The sequence below is a fragment of the Streptomyces sp. NPDC107546 genome (assembly GCF_055639175.1).
In genome coordinates this window covers 34,256-55,689 of sequence record NZ_JBVKBA010000007.1, presented here as the reverse complement: position 1 = coordinate 55,689, position 21,434 = coordinate 34,256, and the positions used below count along the sequence as shown (strand labels likewise).

The 21,434-nt window shown below is 72.3% G+C and carries 21 protein-coding genes; 15 read left to right on the top strand and 6 right to left on the bottom strand.

The genetic code is table 11. The features are described from left to right. The first annotated feature begins 12 nt into the window (after positions 1-12). The 8 genes from ACZ7L1_RS12395 to mug all read left to right on the top strand — a co-directional run bounded on the left by ACZ7L1_RS12395 (position 13) and on the right by mug (position 7,483). The gene (locus tag ACZ7L1_RS12395; protein WP_471436510.1) at positions 13-903 is read left to right on the top strand and encodes an LLM class F420-dependent oxidoreductase; all 891 of its coding nucleotides are present in this window, start codon (positions 13-15) and stop codon (positions 901-903) included. Between the two features lie 166 nt (positions 904-1,069). Then, a complete protein-coding gene (locus ACZ7L1_RS12390; RefSeq protein ID WP_471436509.1) occupies positions 1,070-1,495 on the top strand; it encodes a GNAT family N-acetyltransferase in 426 nt (141 codons plus the stop codon). A 174-nt stretch (positions 1,496-1,669) separates the two neighbouring features. After that, positions 1,670-2,995, top strand: coding sequence for a hemolysin family protein (locus tag ACZ7L1_RS12385; RefSeq protein WP_471436507.1), 1,326 nt, complete (start codon positions 1,670-1,672; stop codon positions 2,993-2,995). Further along, positions 2,992-4,005: a hemolysin family protein gene (locus ACZ7L1_RS12380; RefSeq protein ID WP_471436505.1), complete on the top strand. Its 1,014-nt coding sequence runs from the start codon at positions 2,992-2,994 to the stop codon at positions 4,003-4,005. The genes ACZ7L1_RS12385 and ACZ7L1_RS12380 overlap by 4 nt, the downstream gene beginning before the upstream one ends. Before the next feature lie 206 nt (positions 4,006-4,211). Beyond that, positions 4,212-4,994 (top strand): SGNH/GDSL hydrolase family protein, encoded by a 783-nt coding sequence (locus ACZ7L1_RS12375; RefSeq protein ID WP_471436504.1) that lies wholly within the window; start codon positions 4,212-4,214, stop codon positions 4,992-4,994. A 30-nt stretch (positions 4,995-5,024) separates the two neighbouring features. After that, positions 5,025-5,366, top strand: a complete 342-nt coding sequence (locus ACZ7L1_RS12370) for a DUF4326 domain-containing protein (RefSeq protein ID WP_471436502.1) — start codon at positions 5,025-5,027, stop codon at positions 5,364-5,366. A gap of 84 nt (positions 5,367-5,450) precedes the next feature. Continuing rightward, on the top strand, positions 5,451-6,893 hold the full coding sequence (gene purB, locus ACZ7L1_RS12365; RefSeq protein WP_471436500.1) for an adenylosuccinate lyase: 1,443 nt from the start codon (positions 5,451-5,453) through the stop codon (positions 6,891-6,893). Next, positions 6,890-7,483, top strand: a complete 594-nt coding sequence (mug, locus tag ACZ7L1_RS12360) for a G/U mismatch-specific DNA glycosylase (RefSeq protein WP_471436930.1) — start codon at positions 6,890-6,892, stop codon at positions 7,481-7,483. The genes purB and mug overlap by 4 nt, the downstream gene beginning before the upstream one ends. Positions 7,484-7,488: 5 nt before the next feature. Here mug and ACZ7L1_RS12355 read toward each other — a convergent pair whose 3' ends face one another. Then, positions 7,489-7,932, bottom strand: a complete 444-nt coding sequence (locus ACZ7L1_RS12355; RefSeq protein ID WP_471436498.1) for a hypothetical protein — start codon at positions 7,930-7,932, stop codon at positions 7,489-7,491. Positions 7,933-8,094: 162 nt separating this feature from the next. Here ACZ7L1_RS12355 and ACZ7L1_RS12350 point away from each other — a divergent pair, with 162 nt between their 5' ends. Continuing rightward, positions 8,095-9,249, top strand: coding sequence for an ROK family transcriptional regulator (locus ACZ7L1_RS12350; RefSeq protein ID WP_471436496.1), 1,155 nt, complete (start codon positions 8,095-8,097; stop codon positions 9,247-9,249). Positions 9,250-9,353: 104 nt separating this feature from the next. Here ACZ7L1_RS12350 and ACZ7L1_RS12345 read toward each other — a convergent pair whose 3' ends face one another. Both ACZ7L1_RS12345 and ACZ7L1_RS12340 read right to left on the bottom strand, forming a co-directional pair. Beyond that, the gene (locus ACZ7L1_RS12345) at positions 9,354-10,109 is read right to left on the bottom strand and encodes a GntR family transcriptional regulator (protein ID WP_471436494.1); all 756 of its coding nucleotides are present in this window, start codon (positions 10,107-10,109) and stop codon (positions 9,354-9,356) included. Positions 10,110-10,381: 272 nt separating this feature from the next. Beyond that, the gene (locus ACZ7L1_RS12340; RefSeq protein WP_471436492.1) at positions 10,382-11,281 is read right to left on the bottom strand and encodes an RNA polymerase sigma-70 factor; all 900 of its coding nucleotides are present in this window, start codon (positions 11,279-11,281) and stop codon (positions 10,382-10,384) included. Between the two features lie 177 nt (positions 11,282-11,458). Between ACZ7L1_RS12340 and ACZ7L1_RS12335 the strand changes: the two genes are divergently transcribed. From ACZ7L1_RS12335 to ACZ7L1_RS12325, 3 genes are all read left to right on the top strand, one after another. Continuing rightward, positions 11,459-12,289 (top strand): alpha/beta fold hydrolase, encoded by an 831-nt coding sequence (locus ACZ7L1_RS12335; RefSeq protein ID WP_471436490.1) that lies wholly within the window; start codon positions 11,459-11,461, stop codon positions 12,287-12,289. Between the two features lie 295 nt (positions 12,290-12,584). Then, positions 12,585-14,171: an alkaline phosphatase D family protein gene (locus tag ACZ7L1_RS12330; RefSeq protein ID WP_471436489.1), complete on the top strand. Its 1,587-nt coding sequence runs from the start codon at positions 12,585-12,587 to the stop codon at positions 14,169-14,171. 200 nt (positions 14,172-14,371) lie between these two features. Next, on the top strand, positions 14,372-15,793 hold the full coding sequence (locus ACZ7L1_RS12325; protein WP_471436487.1) for a GNAT family N-acetyltransferase: 1,422 nt from the start codon (positions 14,372-14,374) through the stop codon (positions 15,791-15,793). 77 nt (positions 15,794-15,870) lie between these two features. On the opposite strand, the gene ACZ7L1_RS12320 is transcribed toward ACZ7L1_RS12325, so the two are convergent. Next, entirely contained in the window at positions 15,871-17,088 is a 1,218-nt protein-coding gene (locus tag ACZ7L1_RS12320; protein WP_471436485.1) for a trans-sulfuration enzyme family protein, read from the bottom strand. A gap of 60 nt (positions 17,089-17,148) precedes the next feature. On the opposite strand from ACZ7L1_RS12320, the gene ACZ7L1_RS12315 reads away from it, so the two are divergent. Beyond that, on the top strand, positions 17,149-17,634 hold the full coding sequence (locus ACZ7L1_RS12315; protein ID WP_103844475.1) for an Lrp/AsnC family transcriptional regulator: 486 nt from the start codon (positions 17,149-17,151) through the stop codon (positions 17,632-17,634). Positions 17,635-17,720: 86 nt separating this feature from the next. Continuing rightward, the gene (locus ACZ7L1_RS12310) at positions 17,721-19,415 is read left to right on the top strand and encodes a DUF885 domain-containing protein (RefSeq protein ID WP_471436484.1); all 1,695 of its coding nucleotides are present in this window, start codon (positions 17,721-17,723) and stop codon (positions 19,413-19,415) included. 38 nt (positions 19,416-19,453) lie between these two features. Here the strand turns inward: ACZ7L1_RS12310 and ACZ7L1_RS12305 are convergent, their stop codons facing one another. Together ACZ7L1_RS12305 and ACZ7L1_RS12300 are read right to left on the bottom strand one after the other, a co-directional pair. Further along, positions 19,454-20,299 (bottom strand): SDR family oxidoreductase, encoded by an 846-nt coding sequence (locus ACZ7L1_RS12305; protein ID WP_471436482.1) that lies wholly within the window; start codon positions 20,297-20,299, stop codon positions 19,454-19,456. 74 nt (positions 20,300-20,373) lie between these two features. Further along, on the bottom strand, positions 20,374-20,844 hold the full coding sequence (locus tag ACZ7L1_RS12300; RefSeq protein ID WP_471436928.1) for a rhodanese-like domain-containing protein: 471 nt from the start codon (positions 20,842-20,844) through the stop codon (positions 20,374-20,376). 136 nt (positions 20,845-20,980) lie between these two features. Here ACZ7L1_RS12300 and ACZ7L1_RS12295 point away from each other — a divergent pair, with 136 nt between their 5' ends. After that, positions 20,981-21,427, top strand: coding sequence for an Lrp/AsnC family transcriptional regulator (locus ACZ7L1_RS12295; protein ID WP_471436480.1), 447 nt, complete (start codon positions 20,981-20,983; stop codon positions 21,425-21,427). The last annotated feature ends 7 nt before the right edge of the window (positions 21,428-21,434 follow it).

Genomic DNA, 21,434 nt, shown 5'->3' with positions numbered 1-21,434 from the left:
CGAGGAGAGTTCATGCCACGTCCGTTCCGCTTCGGCGTCAACATGCTCGAACCCGCACCGGCCGCGGAGTGGCGCGCCAAGTGCCGGCGGGCGGAAGAGATCGGCTACGACGTCATCCTCGTCCCGGACCACCTCGGCTGGCCGGCTCCGTTCCCGGCGCTGGTCGCGGCGGCGGAGGCGACCGAGCGTCCCCGGGTGGGGACGTTCGTGCTCAACGCCGGCTTCTGGAACCCGGTGCTGCTGGCCCGCGAGGTGGCGACGACGGACGCGCTGACCGGTGGCCGGCTGGAGCTGGGGCTCGGCACCGGCTACGTCCGGGCGGAGCACGAGCAGGCGGGGCTGCCGTACGGCTCGCCGCGTGAGCGCGTGGACCATCTGCGGCGCACGGTGGAGGAGTTGGACCGGCTGCTGGGCTCGCAGGACCACCGGCCGCGCCCCGTACAGCGACCGCGGGTGCCGCTGCTGGTCGGCGCCAACGGCGACCGGATGCTGAAGCTCACCGCCGAGCACGCCGACATTGCCGCCTTCACGGGGGCGCGCTCGGTGCCGGGGAGCACGACGGGACAGCTGGAGCCGATCACGGCCGAGCAGCTCGACGAGCGCGTGGGCCTGTACCGCAAGCTCGCGGCGGGCCGCGACGAGCCCGCCGAGCTGAACGTGCTCATCCAGAGGGTCGTCGTCACCGAGGACCGCGAGGCCGCCGTGCGCCCCCTGCTGGAGCACCTGCCGAACCTGACGCCGGAACAGGCCCTGGAACTGCCCATCTTCCTGATCGGCACGCTGGAGCAGATCGCCCGGCAGGTGCGGGCGCAGCGCGAGCGGTACGGCTTCACGTACCTGACCGTCCTGGAGCCGTCGATGGAGGCGTTCGCTCCGGTCATCGAGGCGCTGCGCGGCGTGTAGCCGTCCGGGGGCCGCCCGCGCCTTCCGTCCCCTGTTCCCTTCCCCCCCATGTTCCCTTCCCCCCCATGTCCCCTTCCCCCCCATGTCCCCTTCCCTCCCATGTCCCCTTCCGTCCGCATGCCGAAATTCGAAGGTCTGCTTGTCGGTGGCGTGATCGGATCACCGTATGAGTGATCTGCGGATACGGGCCGCCGGGCCCGAGGACCTGGACACCGTGCTGGCCTTCTGGAAGGTGGCCGCGGAGGGCACGAGCATCAGCGACGACCGGGACGGAGTGCAGCGGCTCGTCGACCGCGACCCGGAGGCCCTGATCCTCGCGGAGCAGGACGGCCGGCTGGTCGGCACGGTGATCGCGGGCTTCGACGGCTGGCGCTGCCATCTGTACCGGCTCGCGGTGCATCCGGAGCGACGGCGGCGGGGCATCGGTGCGGCGCTGCTGTCCGCGGCGGAGGAGCGGTTCGTGCGGCTCGGAGGGCGCCGCGGGGACGCGATGGTGCTGCAGCGCAACGAGACCGCGCACCATGCGTGGCGGGCGGCCGGGTACGCGCCGGAGGAGCACTGGCGGAGGTGGGTCAAGCCGCTCACCGACTGACCCACAAGAGCTACTTTGCCGATCCTTTACCATGGAGGAGCCAAGCTTCCCCCCTGTCGGGGTCAACCCGTCCCACCATGAAAGGTGTGAGCGTCCGTCCATGGGCGAGCCTCCCAGTACCCGAGATCGCGCGGTCCTCGCGCCCCTGGCCGATCCTGGGACGGAGGTGACCCGATGACCGAAGTGCTCCTCCTGCTGGTGGCGGTTCTGCTCTCGGTGGCCTGCGGTGTCTTCGTCGCGGCGGAGTTCTCCCTCACCACGGTCGAGCGCAGCGAGCTGGAGCATGCCGCGCGGCGCGGTGAGCGCGGCGCGGCGGGCGCTCTCAAGGCCGTACGGAACCTGACGTTCCAGCTCTCCGGCGCGCAGCTCGGGATCACGGTCACCAACCTGGTGGTCGGCATGCTCTCCGAGCCGTCGATCGCCAAGCTGATCGCGGGCCCCCTCGAGGCACTGGGCGTGCCCCGCTCGGCGGCCCCGTCCGTGGCCCTGGTCATCGGCACGGCCCTGTCGACGGTGTTCCTGATGGTGGTCGGCGAGCTGGTGCCGAAGAACTGGGCGATCTCCTCGCCGCTGGCCGTGGCCAAGCGGGTGGGCGGGACGCAGCGCTGGTTCAGCCGCGCGTTCCGCCCCTTCATCACGCATCTGAACAACACGGCCAACCGCGTGGTGCGCCGCTTCGGCCTCGAGCCGGCCGAGGAGCTGGCCTCCGCTCGGGGCCCCCAGGAACTGGTGGCGCTCGCCCAGCACTCCGCGAGACAGGGCGCTCTGGAGGCGGACACCGCCGAGCTGTTCGTCCGCACCCTGAACCTCGCCGACCTGACCGCGGAGAACGTGATGACCCCGCGCGTCCAGGTCGTCGCCCTGGAGGCCCAGGCGACCTGCGAGGACGTGGCGAACGCGACGCGCGCGACGGGCCTGTCACGGTTCCCCGTCTACCGCGGCAGCCTCGACTCGGTCATCGGCACCGCCCATATCAAGGACATCCTCACCGTGCCCGCCGAGGAGCGGCCGCTGCGGTCCGTCGCACAGCTGATACGCGAACCGCTGTTCGTTCCCGAATCCCTCACCGTCGACCGGCTGCTGGACCGGCTCTCCGGCAAGAACACCATCGCCGTCGTCATCGACGAGTACGGCGGCACCGCCGGGGTCGCCACGCTGGAGGACATCGTCGAGGAGGTCGTCGGCGAGGTGCGCGACGAGCACGATCCGCACGAGACGCCCGACCTGGCGTCGGCCGGGATCGACGCCGTCGGCCGGGCGCTGTACTCGGCCGACGGCTCGGCCCGCGTCGACCAGCTCGCGCGCGTGGGGCTCCGGGTGCCGGAGGGACCGTACGAGACGCTGGCCGGACTCGTCGCGACGGAACTGGGTCGCATACCGGTCAGGGGTGACCGCGTCGAGGTGGCCGGCTGGCGGCTGGACGTGGTGGACGCATCGGGACGCAGGGCCGCGCGCGTGCTGATGCACGCGCCGCGCACCCTTGAGGAGGGGGAACGGTGACCGTCGTCCAGTTGCTGATCGGTCTGTTGACGCTGGTCGCGAACGCGTTCTTCGTGGGCGCCGAGTTCGCGTTGATCTCCGTGCGGCGCAGCCAGGTCGAGCCGCGCGCCGAGGCGGGCGAGCGGCGGGCGCGCAGCGTGCTGTGGGGGCTGGAGCACGTGTCGGCGCTGCTCGCCGCGGCTCAGCTCGGCATCACCCTGTGCACCCTGGTCCTCGGTGTGGTCGCCGAGCCGGCGATCGAGCATCTGCTGGAGCCGGTGTTCCACGCGGTGGGTGTGCCCCAGGGCGCGGGGCGTGCCGTGTCGTTCGTGATCGCGCTGGCGCTGGCCACGTATCTGCACATGCTGCTCGGCGAGATGGTGCCGAAGAACGTCGCGCTCGCGGAGCCGGTGCGGCTGGCCCTGCTGCTCGGCCCGCCGCTGGTGGCCATGTCCCGGGCGCTGCGCCCGGTCATCTTCGCGGTGAACGCGTTCGCGAACGCGCTGCTCCGACTGCTGCGGGTGCAGACACGGGACGAGGTCGCGGCCACGTTCTCGGACGACGAACTGGTGCGGCTCGTCAAGGACTCCAGCGCGGCGGGGCTCATCGACGACCGTGCGCAGGAGCGGCTGCACGACGCGCTGGTCCTCGGCCGACGGCCCGTACGGGACGTGGTGGTGCCGCTGGAGCACGTCGTCTACGCGCACGTGGGCGTCACTCCGGAGCAGTTGGAGCAGCTGTCGGCCCAGTCAGGCTTCTCGCGCTTCCCGGTGGTGGACGAGGGTCGGCGCATCGTCGGCTATCTCCACGTCAAGGACGCCCTGGACGCCTCACCGCGGGATGTGCCGTTCCGGCTGCGGGACATGCGGCCCATCGCCCGGGTGCGCGAGACCACCCCGCTGGACGACGTCCTCACGGCCATGCGCCGCAGCCGCACCCACCTGGCCGCGGTCCTGGGCACGGACGGCCGCCTCGCGGGCCTGATGACGATGGAGGACGTGCTGCGCCAGCTGTTCGGCCAGCCGGCCTGACGCCCGGGAATTCCGTCGGCCGGCCTGATCGCCGCGGCGTCCGTCGCGACCGCCCGGGAGCCATCCCGGGCGGCTCCGGGTCCCTGCAAAGGCTTCGCCGCCGCCCTGCGCCGGGGCGGCGGGCGGGCATGCGACGAGCGGCCCGGCGCCGCCTGACCGACCGGTGGGTATGGAGTGGGGACGGCCGGGATAGCATCTACGGCGCCATGCAGACGAACCCCACCTACACCAGCCTGGTCGCCGTCGGCGACTCCTTCACCGAGGGTATGTCCGACCTGTTGCCCGACGGCACCTACCGCGGCTGGGCCGATGTCCTCGCGGGCCGGATGGCCGCACGGACCCCCGGATTCCGGTATGCCAACCTCGCCGTGCGCGGCAAGCTGATCGCTCAGATCGTCGACGAGCAGGTGGACCTCGCCGCGGCGATGGGGGCCGACGTGATCACCCTGGTCGGCGGGCTCAACGACACGCTGCGGCCCAAGTGCGACATGGGGCGCGTACGGGCGCTGCTGACGGAAGCCGTGGAGCGGCTCGCCCCGTCGTGCAAACAGCTCGTCCTGATGCGCAGCCCCGGCCGGCAGGGCCCGGTCCTCGAGCGCTTCCGGCCCCGTATGGAGGAACTGTTCGCCTGTGTCGACGACCTCGCCGCGCGGCACGGCGCGCTCGTCGTCGACCTGTACGGCGCACCGTCGCTCGCCGACCCGCGCCTGTGGGACGTGGACCGGTTGCATCTGACGACCGAGGGGCACCGCCGGGTGGCGGAAGCCGTGTGGCAGACGCTCGGGTACGAGGCGGAGGATACGGAGTGGCGCACACCGCCGCCCCCGACCGCGCCGCCGAGCTGGGCCGCCCGCCGGACCGCGGACGTCCGCTTCACCCGGCAGCATCTACTGCCGTGGATAGGGCGGCGGCTGACCGGCCGCTCCTCGGGCGACGGTCGCCCGGCCAAGCGTCCGGAACTGCTGCCGTACGAGGGCCCGGTCGGGTAGGGGTACGGACCACACCGGAGGGAGTCACACGTGACCACCAAGGTGATCAACCTCAAGGGCCGCCTTCAGGAGTACGGCCCCCGGCTGGAACACGCGCCGAGGAACGTCGTCTACGTCGGCCGCCACCTCACCAGGGGCGGCTGGGACCTCACCCAGCACCCGCTGTACAACCCCTTCCAGATCGACACGCCCAAGAAGAAGCACGACGGGACGCGGGAGGAGGTGATGGCCAAGTACCGGGACTACCTCATGGGCCGTCCCGACCTGCTGGCCCAGGTCCCCGAGCTGCGCGGCAAGACCCTCGCGTGCTGGTGCGCGCCCGAGCTGTGCCACGCGGACATCCTGGCCGAGGTCGCGGACAAGAAGGGGTAGCCCTTCCGTGACGGCCGTCTCGTAGGTTCCGCCGAACCGGCCCGTGGATCTGGCCTGCAGGAATCGCCAGTAGAATCCGTACACGTGACTGCTGCGCCCGCAAAGCCCCGTATCCCGAACGTCCTCGCCGGACGCTACGCCTCCGTCGAGCTGGCCACTCTCTGGTCCCCCGAGCAGAAGGTGAGGCTGGAGCGGCAGCTCTGGCTCGCCGTGCTGCGGGCCCAGAAGGACCTCGGGATCGAGGTGCCGGACGAGGCGATCGCCGACTACAAGAGCGTGCTCGACCAGGTCGACCTCGCCTCGATCGCGGAGCGCGAGAAGGTCACCCGGCACGACGTGAAGGCGCGGATCGAGGAGTTCAACGCGCTCGCCGGGCACGAGCAGGTGCACAAGGGCATGACCTCCCGCGACCTGACCGAGAACGTCGAGCAGCTGCAGATCCGGCTCTCCCTGGAGCTGATGCGCGACCGCACGGTGGCCGTCCTTGCGCGCCTCGCCAAGCTGGCGGGCGAGTACGGCGAGCTGGTCATGGCCGGCCGCTCGCACAACGTGGCCGCGCAGGCCACCACCCTCGGCAAGCGTTTCGCCACGGCCGCCGACGAGCTGCTCGTCGCGTACGGCCGCGTCGAGGAGCTGCTCGGCCGCTACCCGCTGCGCGGCATCAAGGGCCCCGTCGGTACGGCACAGGACATGCTGGACCTGCTGGGCGGGGACGCGGGCAAGCTCGCCGAGCTGGAGCACCGGATCGCCGAGCACCTCGGCTTCTCCCAGGCCTTCACCTCCGTCGGCCAGGTCTATCCGCGCTCCCTCGACTACGAGGTCGTCACCGCGCTGGTGCAGCTCGCGGCCGCGCCGTCGTCGCTGGCGAAGACGATCCGGCTGATGGCCGGCCACGAGCTGGTGACCGAGGGCTTCAAGCCGGGGCAGGTCGGCTCCTCCGCGATGCCGCACAAGATGAACACCCGCTCCTGCGAGCGTGTCAACGGCCTGATGGTGATCCTGCGCGGCTACGCCTCGATGACCGGCGAGCTGGCGGGCGACCAGTGGAACGAGGGCGACGTGTCCTGCTCGGTGGTGCGCCGGGTCGCGCTGCCGGACGCGTTCTTCGCACTGGACGGGCTGCTGGAGACCTTCCTGACGGTGCTCGACGAGTTCGGCGCCTTCCCCGCGGTCGTCGCGCGGGAGCTGGACCGCTACCTGCCGTTCCTCGCCACCACCAAGGTGCTGATGGCCTCGGTTCGCGCGGGCGTGGGCCGCGAGGTCGCGCACGAGGCGATCAAGGAGAACGCCGTCGCCTGCGCCCTGGCGATGCGTGAGCAGGGTGCCGAGCGCAACGAGCTGCTCGACCGCCTGGCCGCCGACGAGCGCATCCCGCTGGACCGCGCCGAGCTCGACGCGCTGATGGCGGACAAGCTGTCCTTCACGGGCGCCGCGGCCGACCAGGTCGCCTCGATCGTCGCCCGCGTCGAGGAGATCGTGAAGCAGCACCCGGAGGCCGCCGGCTACACCCCGGGGGCGATCCTCTGACCCGGTTCACCCCGGCGGACCTGGAGGCCGCCCGCGACCGTCTGGTACCGGACGTGGTCGCGGACGGCCTCGACGTCCTCTTCTGCGGTATCAACCCGGGGTTGATGACGGCGGCGACCGGCCATCACTTCGCCCGCCCCGGCAACCGCTTCTGGCCCGTGCTGCATCTGTCGGGCTTCACCCCGCGGCTGTTCCAGCCGTCCGAGCAGGCCGAGTTGCTGTCGTACGGACTCGGGATCACGAACGTGGTGGCGCGGGCGACGGCGCGGGCCGACGAGCTGACCGCCGAGGAGTACCGCGAGGGCGGACGGATCCTCCGCGCCAAGGTGGAGCGGCTGCGGCCGAAGTTCCTGGCCGTGGTCGGGGTGACCGCGTACCGGGCGGCCTTCGACGACCGCATGGCCCGTGTCGGCCCGCAGGAGCGGACGATCGGCTCCAGCCGTCTCTGGGTGCTGCCCAATCCCAGCGGGCTCAACGCGCATTGGACGGCGGCGACGATGGCGGAGGAGTTCGCACGGCTGAGGCACGCCGCGCGGGACCAGGGTCTTTCGTCTGGATCAGGTCGGCATGACCCAGACGAGAGGCCCTAGGTCGGTCAGGGCGGGTCTATGGCCGTGACCACCGTGAGGAGCCGTATCTCGTCGGTCTCGTCACGCTCGGCCACTCCCAGGGCGACCCACCGGCCGGTGCCGTCCGCCTGCCACACATGCACCTCGTGCACGAGGTCGCCCAGCAGCGCCCAGGGCTGCGGTATCTCCTCGCCGCGCGCCCTGCGCACGCCGAGGGTCAGCATCCCCCAGCGCTGTCCTTGCCCCCATCGGTCGTTCAGCCGCTGGGCGATCGCTTCCCGCCACGCGTCGAAGTCCTCCGCTGTGCGCTCGCGTGCCGCGCCGTCACCCGTGCCGAGGCCGACGCTCACCGTTAACTCGGCGATGTGGAACCCGGGCCCCCCGAAGCCCACGTCCGACCGGCCGGGTCGCGCGGGGAACTCGCGCAGACACAGCCGGTCGATCACGGCCAGGTGATGGTCGATGGTCATGCGTCCAGTAGACCAGTCGCCACTGACAATTGGCGTGGCGTCAGAGGTCCGGAGCAACAGGGTCGGTGGCCGTTCCCGATCACGGACGGCGCCCGGCCCTCGCGGGTGGGCGCGGTGCCGAGTACGATCCGGCCAACACGCGCACGACCTGGGAGGACGACGGTGGGGCTGACCGGCGGGGACCCCTCTCTGCTGCGACGGATCAACTCCGCCGTGGTGCTGCACGCGCTGCGCGCGACGGACTGTGCGACGCTCACCGAGATCACCCGGGTGACCGGACTGTCCCGGCCGACCGTCGAGGGAGTCGTCGAGGGGCTGATCGAGGCCGGACTCGTGGTGGAGGCGGCGGCCGAGGAGGGCGCGGCCCGGCGGCAGGGGCGGCCCGCGCGCAGGTTCCGGTTCCGGGCGGAGGCGGGCCATCTGCTGGGGCTGGACGTCGGCGCCCATCGGGTGACCGCGCTCCTCGCCGATCTCGACGGCCGTGAGCTCGGCAGCCTCTCCAAAGAGGTCGCCGAGTCCGCGCCGGCCGACGAGCGGCTGGAGCGGCTGCGGAGCACCGTCGCCGAGCTGCTGCGCCGGTCGGGCGTGTCCCGCGGTTCGCTGCGCGCGGTCGGGGTGGCCACCCCCGGGATCGTGGAGGCGGACGGCACGGTGCGTCTGGGCACGGCCCTGCCCGAGTGGACCGGTCTGCAGCTGGGCGAACGGCTCAGCCGCTCCTTCAAGTGCCCTGTCCTCGTCGAGAACGACGCCAACGCGGCGGCCGTCGCGGAGCATTGGAAGGGCGCCGCCACCGAGTCCGACGACGTGGTGTTCGTCCTGGCCGGGCTGAGCCCCGGCGCCGGTTCGCTGATCGGCGGACGGCTGCACCGCGGCTACGGCGGGGCGGCCGGGGAGATCGGCGCGCTGCATCTGCTGGGCCGCGAGGCGAAACCCGAGACGTTGTTGTCGACCACGGACGAGCCGCTGCAGCCGCTGGACGAGCAGCAGGTGGCCGATGTGTTCGCACTGGCCCGCGAGGGCGACCAGCGGGCCCGCGCCGCCGTGGACCGCTTCCTACAGCGGCTGGTGCACGACGTGGCGGCCCTCGTCCTGGCGCTCGACCCCGAACTGGTCGTGATCGGCGGCTGGGCGGTGGGCCTGGACGGCGTCCTGGACCCGCTGCGCCACGAGCTGGCCCGCTACTGCCTGCGCCCCCCGAGGGTGGCCCTGTCGCAGCTGGGCGAGGCGGCGGTGGCGACGGGCGCGCTGCGGCTGGCGCTGGACCACGTGGAGGAGCAGCTGTTCGCCGTGGAGGGGACGGTCACGGCGCGGCGCTGAATCCCGGCCCGCAACTCGTAGGTGTCCCAATGGCGTCGCGCCCCGGGTGTCCGGGGCGCGACGGGTGCGGCCTTCGATGCCGGCTGCCGGGTGCGGCGGCGCGGTCAGGAGGCGCGGCGCTCCGGGCCGTGGTGGATCTCGATGCCGCCTCCGAAGGTCAGGCGGCAGGTGTCGGCGCGGTAGGTCGCGACCGAGACGGCCGCGGTGCGTCCTCCGGAGTGGAAGCGGGTGGTGACGACGAGGACCGGCGCACCGGGCAGCCGGTCGAGTTCCTTGGCGTCCTCGGCGCTGACCGAGCCCAGCTCGACCGCCTGGTCCCGGCCCTCCAACTCCAGGTGCTGCAGCTCGCGCAGCACGGCGCGCGCGCGTGCCGGGCCGGAGGGGGCGTCGATCGCCGAGAGATCGGGCACCGAGGAGTGCGGGATGTAGAGCAGTTCGGCGGCCACGGGCCAGCCCTGCGATACGCGGGAGCGGCGTACCGTGTGCACCTGTTCGCCCCGGTCGGTCTCCAGGAGGTCGGCCACCGCGGCGGGCGGGATCACGTCCGTGCAGTCCGTGGGCTGCCAGTCGTCGCCGGCCGCCCCCGGCCAGCTGTGCCCCTCGGCGCCGACGGCCACCCCGACGCGCGGCGGGGCGACGGTGGTGCCGACCCCGCGGCGGCGCTGCAGGCGGCCTTCCAGCTCGAGCTGTTCCAGCGCCTGACGGAGCGTGGCGCGGGCGACCCCGAACCTGGCGGCGAGATCCCGTTCGTTGGGCAGGATCTCGCCCACCGAGAACTCGGAGTCGAGTGCTTCGGTGAGCACGGTCTTGAGATGCCAGTACTTGGGCTCCGGCACCGATTCCAGCTGCGTGGTCCCCACCCTGTCCTCCGCGATCGCCGTGGCCCGGCGGCTTTAAGCGCCCTTGTTTTTTAAAGGTTGTTGCACTTCTCTGCGACCATAGGGCGGCCCCCACCCTTGGTCAAGACCAATCCTCGATCGGCTCCCCGGTTCCCGTGCGTTCTGTCACGAAGCGTTCACAGTGCGTTCGCGATGGGCGACGCGTACGACATGCCGACGAAGCCTGCGTTCACGGACTTCGGCCCACGGAGGCTTCGCGGACGTCGTGGTGTCGTCGTACGGGGGCTTCCCGATCACTTCGCCGACTGCCGGTCCACCGGCAGGGAGGCCAGCTTGTCCGGGTTGCGGACGACGTAGACGCACTGGACGCGCCCATCCGCCACGTCCACCTGGAACACGGCGTCGGGCTTGCCGCCGGACAGGACCAGCAGGGCGGGACCGCCGTTGAGCTCCAGGAAGCGCAGCGACGTGTCCGCCGGGCGCTGCCCGGCCACGGCGGCGAGGAACCGGCCGACCTTGTCCGCGGTCTGCAGGACGCGCAGCGGCGCCTTCGCGCGGCCGCCGCTGTCGCCGACCAGCCGCGCGTCCGGAGCGAGCAGTTCCATCAGCCCCTCGAGGTCGCCCTCGAAGGCCGCGGCGAGGAAACGCTCGGTCAGGTCGCGGCGTTCGGCGGGGTCGACGTCGTAGCGCGGCCGACGTTCGTCGACGTGCTTGCGGGCGCGCGCGGCGAGTTGGCGCACCGCGACCTCACTGCGGTCGAGGGTGGCGGCGATCTCCCCGAACGGGAAACCGAAGGCCTCTCTGAGTACGAACACCGCGCGTTCCAGTGGCGACAGGGACTCCAGGACGACGAGGACGGCGAGCGAGACGGAGTCGGCGAGCACGGCCCGGTCCGCCGCGTCCGGCGCCGTGTCGCCGAAGTCGGTGACGTAGGGCTCGGGCAGCCAGGGCCCGACGTAGGCCTCCTTGCGGGCCTGCGCCTGACGCAGCCGGTCGACGGCCAGCCGGGTGGTGACACGGACGAGGTAGGCGCGCGGTTCGCGCACCGCTTCACGGTCGGCGCGGGACCAGCGCAGCCAGGCCTCCTGGACCACGTCCTCGGCGTCGGCGACCCGGCCGAGCATGCGGTAGGCCACTCCCATCAGGACGGGGCGGTGCTCTTCGAAGACCTCGGTCGTGGTGTCGGTCGTCACCGTTCCATCCCATCCGACACGCTCCCACCATGTCCAGGAGACAAGGCGGTTGACGCAGCACAATGGCCGGCGGGCCGCCTGTGGCCGAACCGCGTCGACACGGGGGCTACCCGCGGGTAGCAATTGCTGACAAGCTGTCTACCAAATCGTCCGTGCCCCCAGACGAGGAGCAGCACCATGCCGGCCACGGTCTCCTTCAGCGTCCCCTCCCCGCACGGCCCACGGACCGTGACCGTCTCCTACGCGCGCGTGGGCGCGGGCGAACCGCTCCTGTTGCTGCACGGCATCGGCCACCACCGGCAGGCCTGGGACCCGGTCGTGGACATACTGGCGACCGAGCGGGACGTGATCGCGGTCGACCTGCCGGGCTTCGGCGCGTCCCCGGCCCTGCCGGAGGGGCTCGCCTACGACCTGGCGACCGTGGTGCCCACGCTCGGCTCGCTGTGCGAGGCGCTGGGGATCGATCGTCCGCACGTGGCGGGCAACTCCCTCGGCGGGCTGCTGGCCCTGGAGCTGGGCCGCGAGAAGCTCGTACGGTCCGTCACCGCCCTCGCGCCCGCCGGTTTCTGGACCCCCGTCGAGCGCCGGTACGCGTTCACGGTCCTTTCCGCGATGCGGCAGGCCGCGCGGAACACGCCGCTTCCGGTGGTGGAGCGGCTGTCGCGCACCGCGGCCGGATGGACGGTCCTGACGAGCACCATCTATGCCCGCCCCGGCCGCCGTTCACCCGAGGCCGTCGTCGCCGAGACCCTGGCGCTGGCCCACGCCGAGGGGTTCGCCGAGACCCTCCGGGCGGGCACGTCCGTCCAGTTCACCGAGGACGTGCCCGGGCTGCCGGTCACCGTGGCGTGGGGCACCAGGGACCGGCTGCTGCTGTACCGTCAGGGCGTTCGCGCCAAGCGGATCATCCCCGGGGCCCGGCTGGTGCGACTGCCCGGCTGCGGGCACGTCCCGATGAACGACGACCCCGCCCTGGTCGCCCGGGTCATCCTGGACGGCAGCCGCTGACCCGGCCGGGCGGTCCCGGAGCGGGCGGTCCCCGCCGGTTCGGCGGTACGTCCGTTGTCCGCGCACGGGAGGGCGGCCGGCGACGGCGTTCGCCTGGTGCCGGGTTGCGCGCACCTGTCAGCCGTACATGTCCGGGAAGGGCGTACGGGTGATGGCGACGCCACGCGCGCGTGACGGGTGTCCTTCACCGTGCGGCCGGGGTCCGTTGTTCACTTGGGGTTTCCGTGCGCGCCGTGGCGCACCAGTAGGTGTTGCGGTGCCCATTGGCCGGAATACGTCCCTGGAGGCGCATCCCATGTCACACCCTCCCTTCCCCGCCCGCCGCAGCGTGCTGCGCGGCTCCCTGGCCGCTTCGGCGGCCCTGACCCTGCCCACCGCGCTCGGCGCGGCGCCGGCGTTCTCCTTGTCGGGACGCCCGAAGGCGGGATGGGGCGTCCAGGCCGGCGACGTGACCGCCCATTCCGGTCTGGTCTGGGTGCGCTCGGACCGCCCGGCCCGGATGATCGTCGAGACCGCCGCGACCGAGTCGTTCCGCAGCCCGCGCAGATGGCAGGGGCCGCTGCTGGGCCCGGACACCGACTTCACCGGCACCACGCGGCTGCACGGGCTGCCCGCCGGCGAGCAGATCCACTACCGGGTGCTGCTGGCCGACCCGGACGACCCGCGCCGCACCGGCGAGCCGGTGACCGGCACCTTCCGTACGACGCCTCTCCAGCGGCGCCGCGGGGTGCGGTTCCTGTGGTCGGGCGACCTGGCCGGGCAGGGCTGGGGCATCAACCCGGACCTCGGCGGCTACCGGATCTACGACGCGATGGCGAAGCTGGACCCGGACTTCTTCCTGTGCAGCGGTGACAACATCTACGCCGACGGCCCCATCTCGGCCACCCAGGCTCTGCCCGACGGCAGCACCTGGCGGAACATCACCACCGAGGAGAAGTCCAAGGTCGCCGAGACCCTGGCCGAGTACCGCGGCAACTTCCGCTACAACCTGCTCGACGAGAACCTCAGGCGGTTCAACGCCCAGGTGCCCTCGATCATCCAGTGGGACGACCACGAGGTCCGCAACAACTGGTACCCGGGCGAGGTGATCGCCTCCTCCGACACCCGCTACACCGAGAAGAGCATCGACGTGCTCGCCGCCCGGGCCCGGCGCGCGTTCAGCGAGTACTTCCCGATCTCGACGCTGCAGCCGGGTGACAAGCACGGCCGGGTGTACCGGGTCATGCGGCACGGCCCCCTGCTGGACGTGTTCGTGCTGGACATGCGCACCTACCGCGACCCCAACTCGCCCGACAACCAGACGGTCGACACTCAGGGCATCCTAGGTGCCGAGCAACTGGAGTGGCTGAAGCGGGAGTTGGCCGCATCCCGCGCGGTCTGGAAGGTGATCGCGGCCGACATGCCGCTCGGCCTGGTCGTGCCGGACCCCATGGAGAACAAGCCCAACTTCGAGGCGGTGGCACAGGGTGACCCGGGCGCGCCGCTCGGGCGGGAGCTGCAGATCGCGGAGCTGCTGCGGTTCATCAAGCACCGGAGGATCACGGGGACGCTGTGGCTGACGGCCGACGTGCACCACACCTCGGCGCAGCACTACCACCCCTCACGGGCGGCCTTCACCGACTTCGAGCCGTTCTGGGAGTTCGTCTCGGGCCCGCTCAACGCCGGCGCGTTCCCGGCGAGCGCGCTCGACGGCACGTTCGGCCCGGAGCGAGTGTTCGTGAAGGCGCCGACCGCCTCGAACGTCTCCCCCGCGGGCGGTTACCAGTTCTTCGGGGAGGTCGACATCGACGGCGACAGCGGTGAGTTGACGGTCCGTCTGCGGGAGCAGGACGGTACTGTTCTGTTCAGCCAGGTGCTGCAGCCGGGTCGCGTGGGCCAGTAACGGGACCGCCGCTTCGGCTACCCTCGATCACCGCGCCGCGCACCGGCGTCATCCCCCGGTGCGCGGCAGCGCGGTCGCCGCCGCCTATGCATATCGTACAACAGGCAACAAAAGGGACAGATCCATACTTAACCGATCAGTCACAAAGCGTTCGTGATCACGCAACACCGTTCCTGCACAGTACTTGCATGACTCCAGACATGTCTGATGTGAGGCGCGCGAAGAACGGCCGCCCGGTGCACCACTGGCGACGCGACCTGGTGGAACTCGCCGCCCTGTTCACGGCGGTCGCGGTGGCGGACGTGACGGCCAACCTGGTCGGGCACGGGCCCGACGGTCCCGTCCTCCTCGTGATCTCGGCGGTGGCGCTGGTGGCGACAGCCGCGTTCCACGCATGGTGGTCACGCCGCCATGGCCATGCGCCGCCCTCGGCCGATACCGGCGCCCGGCCGCTCCCCGAGACGGAGCAGGCCGGGCCGTCCGGGACCGACGCGGCCGACAGGGCGAGCGCGCTGTGGCGGATGCGGACGACGGTGAAGGACGAGCCGGGCTCGCTGGCCGCGCTGTGCGCGGTGCTGGCGAGGCTGCGCGTCGACATCCTCAGCCTGCAGACACACCCGCTGGCGCACGGCACGGTCGACGAGTTCCTGCTGCGGGCGCCCGCCGGCGTGGAGGCGGGCGAGGTCACCCGGGCCGTGTCGCAGGCCGGCGGCAACGGGACCTGGATCGAGCGGGCCGATACGCACGACCTGGTGGACGTCCCGACCCGGGTACTCGGACTCGCCGCGCGCACCGCGCTGGACACGGCCGAACTCCCCCTCGCGCTACGGCAGTTGCTCGGTCGGTGCACCATCCGCTCCCTGCCCGCCGTCTCCCCCGGCTCCGGCCGGGCCCAGCAGGAGGCCCCCGTCGAGGGCGTCCTGGAGGACACGGTGATGCGGCTGCGAGCGCCGGAAGGCGGGGTGATCACGGTGGAGCGGCCGTATCTGCCGTTCACGCCGACGGAGTTCGCGCGTGCCCGCGCGCTGGTGGAGCTGGACACGCGGCTCGGTCCGCGCATCCCGCGCAGCCAGGACGTGCTGACGCTGCCGGAGGGCAACGCGATCACCGTGCGGCGCGCCGACGCCTCCGACCTTCAGGCGGCCAAGGAGATGCACGCCCGGTGCTCGGCGCACACGCTGAGCATGCGCTACCACGGGCCGGTCCACGACACGGATCGTTATCTCGGCCACCTGCTCAGCCCGCGCTTCGGCCGCACCCTGGCCGTGCAGACGGGATCGGGCCGCATCGTCGGCCTCGGCCATCTGCTGTGGGACGGCGACGAGACGGAGGTCGCGCTGCTCGTCGAGGACGAGTGGCAGCGGCGCGGCGTCGGCAGCGAACTCCTCGGCCGTCTGGTGTCGATGGCGGTCGAGGCGGGCTGCGAGAACGTCTACGCGGTCACGCAGGCGTCCAACACCGGCATGGTCGCCGCGATGCGCGGCCTCGGGCTGCCCCTCGACTACCAGATCGAGGAGGGCACCCTCGTCATCACGGCCCGCCTGCACGCGACCCCGGTGGCGTCCCGTCTGCCGTACGGCGAGGCGTACGAGCGGCGCGCCTCGAGGGGCACGCACGACTGACCGCGCGCCCACGCACGACGGACGGGGAACGGCCCGGCGCACTCCGCCGGGCCGTTCCGCATGCCGGGACCGGACCGCTACCGGGCCGCGCCCTCCTCCCGGAGCAGACCGTCTCCACCCTGTTCCGCCCCCAGAGCCCGCTCCAGGTCGGCCCACAGGTCCTCGACGTCCTCCAGGCCGACCGACAGCCGCAGCAACCGGTCGCTCACCCCGGCGCCCCGGCGGTGCGCGGCGTCGACGATGCGGTGGCTGATGGACGCCGGATGCTGGATGAGGGTGTCGACGCTGCCGAGGCTCACCGCGGGCGTGATCAGACGGACCCCGCCGATCACCGCGTGGGGCTCCCCGTGCACCTCGAAGGCGACCATGGCGCCCCCGATGCGGGGGTAGTGGACACGGGCGATCCGCGGGTCGGCGGCGAGACGACGGGCCAGTTCGGCGGCGGTGGCGGACGCCGCCCGAACCCGGACCGGCAGCGTCGCGAGGCCGCGCAGCAGCAGATAGCCGGCGAGCGGGTGCAGCACCCCACCCGTCGCGAAGCGCACCTGCCGCAACCGGCCTGCCATTTCCTCGTCGCAGGCCACCACCCCGCCCATCACGTCGCCGTGCCCGCCGAGGTACTTCGTGGCACTGTGCAGCACCAGGCGCGCCCCCTGCTCGACGGGCCGCTGCAGCACAGGCGTGGCGAAGGTGTTGTCCACCAGCAGCGGAATCGAGCCGCACGCGTGGGCGACCGCCCGCAGGTCGACCTCCGCGAGCGTCGGGTTGGCCGGGGACTCGACCATGACCAGGCCGGTGTCCGGGCGCAGCGCCTCCTCGATGCCCGCCGGGTCGGTCCAGGTCACCTCCGAGCCCAGCATCCCGGCGGTCAGGAGATGGTCGCTGCAGCCGTACAGCGGTCGTACGGCGACGACATGTCGCAGGCCCAGCGCGCCCCGAGCGAGCAGCACGGCGCTCAGTGCGGCCATGCCGCTGGCGAACGCGACCGCGCTCTCGGTGCCCTCCAGGCGGGCGAGCGCGGTCTCGAAACGGGCGACGGTCGGGTTGCCGAGCCGTCCGTAGACGGGCGGGCCCACCAGCTCGGCGCCGTCGGCCGCGAAGGCGTCGATGCGGGCGGCCTCGCCCCGGCTGTCCGGGGAGGGGTAGGTGGTGGACAGGTCCAGGGGCGGCGCGTGCAGCCCCAGGGCGACGAGGTCCTCGCGCCCGGCGTGCACGGCCTCGGTGGCGAGCGCCCGGCGCTCGGACGGACCGCCCGCGGGGAATCCGTTCCGCGTGTCATGAGTACGGGAATCCATGGACGGCAGACTGAACAGCGGCCGGGGTCACGGCGGCGAAACCCGTGTTACGTTCGGCTCATGGCCGAATCCGTCGTACTGGACCCGGTGGACCTGCATCTGCTGCGGCTTTTGCAGAACGACGCCCGGGCCACCTACCGCGACCTCGCCGCACAGGTCGGGGTCGCGCCCTCGACCTGCCTGGACCGGGTGACCCGGCTGCGCCGCTCGGGCGTGATCCTCGGCCATCAGCTGCGGCTGGACCCGGCGAAGCTGGGGCGCGGCCTGGAAGCGCTGCTGTCGGTGCAGGTCAGGCCGCACCGGCGGGAGTTGGTCGGTCCGTTCGTGGAGCGCATCCGGGCGCTGCCCGAGTCCCGTACCGTCTTCCACCTCACCGGTCCGGACGACTACCTGGTGCATGTCGCTGTCGCGGACATGGCGGATCTTCAGCGACTGGTGCTCGACGAGTTCACGGCACGGCGGGAGGTGGCGCGGGTGGAGACCCGGTTGATCTTCCAGCAGTGGGACTGCGGCCCGCTACTCCCCCCGGGACAGGCCACTGCGTGAGCCGTGCCGCAACCCGCCGGGCAGAGGGTAAGCCGAGCGCTGAATCCGCGTGACGCGCACCACGTGGCCGTATGAGGATTGTCCGCATGTCTGACACGACCAGAAGCCCTCTGCCCCGGGAGGTCGCCGACGCCTACGTCGACGCCCTCGTCGCCCTCGACCCGGTCACCGGCACGTACCTCGGTGTGAAGGAGAGTTCGAGCAAGCTGCCCGACACCTCACCCGCGGGCCAGGAGGCGCTCGCCGAGCTGGCGCGGGAGACCCTCGCCCGGCTCGACGAGGCGGAGCGCCGGCCGGGCGCGGACAGTGACATCGAGCGCCGGTGCGCGCGCCTGCTGCGTGAGCGGCTCACCGCCGAACTCGCCGTGCGCGAGGCCGACGAGGGTCTGAGGGCGGTGAGCAACCTCTCGTCCCCGGTGCACTCCGTGCGCAACGTCTTCACCATCACCCCCGTGGCGACGGAGGAGGACTGGGCGGCGGTCGCCGAACGGCTGCGCGCGGTGCCGGCCGCCCTGCGGGGCTACCGCGAGTCCCTGGCCCTCGGCCTGGAGCGCAAGCTGCATGCCGGTCCGCGCCCGACCGCGACCTTCATCGAGCAGCTCACCGAATGGTCGGACAAGGACGGCCAGGGCCGCGGCTGGTTCGAGGGCTTCGCCTCCCAGGGCCCCGACGCGCTGCGTGCGGAGCTGGACGAGGCCGCCCGCGCGGCGACCGCTGCCGTCACGGAGCTGCGGGACTGGATGCGCGACGTGTACGCGCCGACGATCGAGGGCGCGCCCGACACGGTCGGCCGTGAGCGTTACGCCCGCTTCGCGCGCTACTTCAACGGGACTGACCTGGACCTCGACGAGGCGTACGCGTACGGCTGGTCGGAGTACCACCGCCTCCTCGGCGAGATGAAGAAGGAGGCCGAGAAGGTCCTGCCGGGTGCCGCGACCCCGTGGGTGGCGCTCGCGCACCTGGACGAGCACGGCACCCACATCGAGGGCGTCGACGAGGTCCGCTCCTGGCTGCAGGGGCTGATGGACGAGGCGATCGACGCACTGGACGGCACGCACTTCGAACTCGCCGAGCGGGTGCGGAAGGTCGAGTCGTGCATCGCACCGCCCGGCAGCGCCGCGGCGCCCTACTACACGCCCCCCTCCGCGGACTTCTCCCGCCCGGGCCGCACCTGGCTGCCGACGATGGGGCAGAGCCGCTTCCCGGTCTACGACCTCGTCTCGACCTGGTACCACGAGGGCGTCCCCGGCCATCACCTCCAGCTCGCGCAGTGGGCGCACGTGGCCGACGATCTCTCCCGTTACCAGGCGACGGTGGGCATCGTCAGCGCCAACGCGGAGGGCTGGGCGCTGTACGCCGAGCGCCTGATGGACGAACTGGGCTTCCTCACCGACCCGGAGCGGCGCCTCGGCTACCTGGACGCCCAGATGATGCGGGCGCTGCGGGTCATCGTCGACATCGGCATGCACCTGGAACTTCGGATCCCGGCGGACTCGCCGTTCCACCCGGGCGAGCGCTGGACGCCGGAGCTGGCGCACGAGTTCTTCGGCTCCCACAGCAGCCGCCCGGCGGACTTCGTGGAGAGCGAGCTGATCCGCTACCTGTCGATGCCGGGCCAGGCGATCGGCTACAAGCTGGGCGAGCGGGCCTGGCTGCTGGGCCGCGAGAAGGCCCGGGAGCGCCACGGTGACGCGTTCGACGCGAAGGCCTGGCACATGGCGGCGCTCTCGCAGGGGTCACTGGGCCTGGACGACCTGGTGGACGAACTGTCCCGCCTCTGATCGCGCGTGGACGGCCGGACCTCCGCCGGGTCCGGCCGTCAGCGGCGGAAGCCGCCCTCCGAGCCGATGACCTGACCGGTGATCCAGGCCGCCTCGTCCGTGGCGAGCCAGGCGATGAGCCGGGACGGATCGTCGGGCATGCCCCAACGCCCGGCCGGGAAGCGCGCGGCGACGGCCTCGTAGGCGTCACCGGTCAGGTAACCGGTGTCGACGGGGCCGGGGTTGACCGTGTTGACGGTGACGGCGTGCTCGGCGAGGGCCGTGGACAACGAGCGCGTGATCGAGGCGAGGGCCCCCTTCTGGAGCGCGTACGCGATCTCGCCCGGCATGCCGTCCCCGAGGTCCTGCCCCGAGGTCATCATCACCACCCGCCCGCCCGCAGTGCCCGGCGGCAGCCCGGCGCGCAGCCGGGTGTACGCCTGCACCAGGAGGAGCACCGAGCGGGTGTCCACGGCCCAGTGCGCGTCCAGCATGGTGGCGTCGACGGTGTCGAGGGTGCCGTCGCTGCCGCTGAGCGCGTGGTTGGCGACGAGGATGTCGATCCGTCCGCCCAGCGCCTCGGTGGCCCGAGCGATCAGTTCGGCCGGAGCCGCCGGGTCGGACAGGTCCGCGGGGCCGTCCGCCACGGGCGCGCCCGGGTCGCCCAGCGCCGCACGCACTCCGGCGACGACGTCCTCGACGCGGTCGGCGCCCCAGGGCATGTCCGCGTCGTGCGGCACATGGTGGTGCAGATAGACGCCGGCGCCGTACGCGGCCAGCCGCCGGGCCACCGCGTACCCGATGCCGGCGCGCCGGCTCGCGCCGGTGACGAGGGCGGTGCGGCCGCGCAGGGGCAGCGGATCGCGTCGGAGCTCTTCGGGCGTGGGGTGCGGGAGTCGGGGCACGGTCGCCATGATGCGGACGGCCGGCGCCGCCCGCACCCGGTTTTCGCGCGCCCCGGGGTGCGGTGGGCGATCGGTCAGCAGCCGCAGTCCGCGTCCTGAGCAGGTGCCGTCAGAGGGTCGGCGGCGCGCTGCCCGGGGCCCTGCCAGGTCTCGAACGCGAAGCCCTCGCGCACCCAGTACTCGAAACCGCCCAGCATCTCCTTGACCTGGAAGCCCAGTTCGGCGAGGGCGAGGGCCGCGCGCGTCGCGCCGTTGCAGCCCGGGCCCCAGCAGTAGGTGACCACCGGCACCGCCCTGTCGAGGAGTCGCTCGGCCTGTTCCGGGATGAGCGCGGTGGGCAGGTGCACCGCACCGGGGATGTGGCCCTGGTCCCAGGCCGCGGTGGAGCGTGAGTCGAGGAGGACGAACCCGGGGTCGCCGCCGACCGCGAGCGCGGCGGCGACGTCGGACACGTCGGCGTGGAAGGCGAGGCTCGCCCGGAAGTGTGCGGCGGCGGTGGCCGGCGCGGCCGGGGGGACGCGCAGGACGGGGTTCTCGGCGGTCATGCTGATGCTCAACGGGCCGGCCTTTCCCTGGTGGAGTTCGCTGACCAGAAACCTATGGCGATCGATCGCCTCTCTGAACAGGCGATCAACGGCTTGCATCTTGATCAGCCGGGGATTCCCCTGCTATCCCTCGGGAATGACCGCCTATTCCCCGGACGCCACCGACTGGCGCATACTCGATGTCCTCCAGCGAGACGGCCGCGCCACCTACGCCGAGCTGGCGCGTGCCGTCTCCATGTCCGCGAGCGCGGTCACCGAACGGGTGCGGCGGCTGGAGGAGGCCGGCGTCATCCAGGGGTACGCGGCGGTCGTCGACCCGGAGCGGCTGGGCCTGCCGATCCTGGCGTTCGTGCGGCTTCGCTACCCGAACGGCAACTACAAGCCGTTCCACGACCTCGTGGCCGCGACCCCCGAAATCCTGGAGGCGCACCACGTCACCGGCGACGACTGCTTCGTCATCAAGGTCGCGGCACGCTCCATGCGCCACCTGGAGGAGGTGTCGGGCAGGATCGGCACGCTGGGCTCGGTGACGACGAGCGTCGTGTACTCCTCGCCCCTCCCCCGCCGTTCTCTCGGCCGTTGACCGCCGC

What these genes read in the sequence shown, in the direction of transcription:
- ACZ7L1_RS12395 (WP_471436510.1), top strand. Translation starts at nt 13, where the DNA reads ATGCCACGTCCGTTCCGCTTCGGCGTCAACATGCTCGAACCCGCACCG.
- ACZ7L1_RS12390 (WP_471436509.1), top strand. Translation starts at nt 1,070, where the DNA reads ATGAGTGATCTGCGGATACGGGCCGCCGGGCCCGAGGACCTGGACACC.
- ACZ7L1_RS12385 (WP_471436507.1), top strand. Translation starts at nt 1,670, where the DNA reads ATGACCGAAGTGCTCCTCCTGCTGGTGGCGGTTCTGCTCTCGGTGGCC.
- ACZ7L1_RS12375 (WP_471436504.1), top strand. Translation starts at nt 4,212, where the DNA reads ATGCAGACGAACCCCACCTACACCAGCCTGGTCGCCGTCGGCGACTCC.
- ACZ7L1_RS12355 (WP_471436498.1), bottom strand. Translation starts at nt 7,932, where the DNA reads ATGACCATCGACCATCACCTGGCCGTGATCGACCGGCTGTGTCTGCGC.
- ACZ7L1_RS12335 (WP_471436490.1), top strand. Translation starts at nt 11,459, where the DNA reads ATGCCGGCCACGGTCTCCTTCAGCGTCCCCTCCCCGCACGGCCCACGG.
- ACZ7L1_RS12330 (WP_471436489.1), top strand. Translation starts at nt 12,585, where the DNA reads ATGTCACACCCTCCCTTCCCCGCCCGCCGCAGCGTGCTGCGCGGCTCC.
- ACZ7L1_RS12325 (WP_471436487.1), top strand. Translation starts at nt 14,372, where the DNA reads ATGTCTGATGTGAGGCGCGCGAAGAACGGCCGCCCGGTGCACCACTGG.
- ACZ7L1_RS12320 (WP_471436485.1), bottom strand. Translation starts at nt 17,088, where the DNA reads ATGGATTCCCGTACTCATGACACGCGGAACGGATTCCCCGCGGGCGGT.
- ACZ7L1_RS12315 (WP_103844475.1), top strand. Translation starts at nt 17,149, where the DNA reads ATGGCCGAATCCGTCGTACTGGACCCGGTGGACCTGCATCTGCTGCGG.
- ACZ7L1_RS12310 (WP_471436484.1), top strand. Translation starts at nt 17,721, where the DNA reads ATGTCTGACACGACCAGAAGCCCTCTGCCCCGGGAGGTCGCCGACGCC.
- ACZ7L1_RS12300 (WP_471436928.1), bottom strand. Translation starts at nt 20,844, where the DNA reads ATGACCGCCGAGAACCCCGTCCTGCGCGTCCCCCCGGCCGCGCCGGCC.
- ACZ7L1_RS12295 (WP_471436480.1), top strand. Translation starts at nt 20,981, where the DNA reads ATGACCGCCTATTCCCCGGACGCCACCGACTGGCGCATACTCGATGTC.